This window comes from Kitasatospora sp. NPDC101801 (assembly GCF_044766665.1).
Taxonomy (GTDB): domain Bacteria; phylum Actinomycetota; class Actinomycetes; order Streptomycetales; family Streptomycetaceae; genus Kitasatospora.
Genome location: NZ_JBIWML010000105.1, coordinates 1 through 1,351, shown reverse-complemented (window position 1 = coordinate 1,351; position 1,351 = coordinate 1). Strand labels below are relative to the sequence as shown.

1 protein-coding gene is annotated in these 1,351 nt (G+C 68.2%); it reads right to left on the bottom strand.

Annotated elements, in window-relative coordinates:
- Nucleotides 1-39 precede the first annotated feature (39 nt).
- A partial coding sequence (locus tag ACIRPK_RS36895) for an ISAzo13 family transposase (RefSeq protein WP_403047336.1) occupies nt 40-1,351 on the bottom strand: 1,312 nt, incomplete at its 5' end.

The following is a 1,351-nucleotide window of genomic DNA, read 5'->3' as shown; positions in this document are numbered from 1 at the left end:
GGGGGCTGTCGAACAATAACTCCTAGATCTTGGTGAGGATTACGGGGGTGTGAGGTCGTGCCCGGCAATCGCGGCGAGCTGTTGTGCCGTGGTCACGGTGAGGGCTCCGACCGGGACCGTGTACCCGAGCGCGGTGAGCACGGGTGTGGCCTCCCGGAGGGTCGCGCCGATCCGGCTCTTGGCCAGGCCGGTTGCCTCGGCGAGTGGCGTCTGGGCCATGGACCAGCGCTTCGTGAGGAGGAAGACGACAAGCTGGTCGGCGACGGAGAGTCGTCTGCTGCCTGCGCCGGGGCCGCCGTCGGGACGTTTGCCGGGCAGGAAGATCGGCGGGTGCTCGGCACACCAGGCTCGGTAACGGGCGGCGAGATCGTCGAAGGCGGCGGGTTCGAGTCCGGTGAGGCTGGGGTGCCGCAGCCACATGGGGAGCTTGTCGCCGGCGGGAAAGCGCCCGAACTCCACGCTGGGCAGGGACAATTCAGGAGCGAGTGGTTCGGGACGCAGGGTGTAGTTCCACGTGCCGTGCCACTCGTGCGGCGTCAGGGGCAGGCGGTCCATGACGGTGTCGGGGACGGTGACGCCGGTCGGGTAGGCGCCGGGGTCGAGCTCGGCGTGGACGGACAGCCCGCTGCGTGTCGTGGTCGCTCCGATGATGCTGACGACGACTTCGTGGCTGGTCAGGGGCCTGCCGCGCCAGTTGACGCTGATCTGTGAGAACAGCCGGTGCTCTATTTTGTTCCATTTCGATGTTCCCGGTGGAAAGTGACAGACCGTCACATCGAGGCCCGACTCATAGGCGAAGTCCGCGAGCTCCTTCTTCCAGGCGCGCACACGGTAGCCGTTGGAGCCTCCGGCGTCGGCGGTGACCAGCAGACGGGAAGCTTGCGGGTAGCGGCGACGTCCCTCACCGTTCCACCAGCGGCGCAAAGTGGCCACCGCGAAGGCGGAGGTGTCCCCGTCGCAACCCACCGACACCCAGCCCGCGTCCGCGCCGATGTCGTAGATCCCGTACGGCACCGCCTTCTGAGCGCCCTTCTCGGGAAAATCGTGCGCGCGGACCCGCACCGGCTGCCCGGCGCGATGCCACTCGCGTCCGATGACCGCGTAGTTGCCCAGCGTCTCCTTCTTCTTGGCATCCACGCTGATGACCGGCTGCCCATCGCCGAGGTACGCCGTGACCCGGTCGATGATGTAGCGGAACTGGGCGTCCCGGTCCGGATGCCGGGCCCCCTCGGTGGTCCTGGAGGTGCCCTGCAGGGAGAAGCCCTCCGCCTTCAACAGCGCGGCCACCGTGTCCGAACCGATCCGGTGCCCCTGACGCGTCAGCTCGGCCGCCAGATTCCGGGTGGACTTC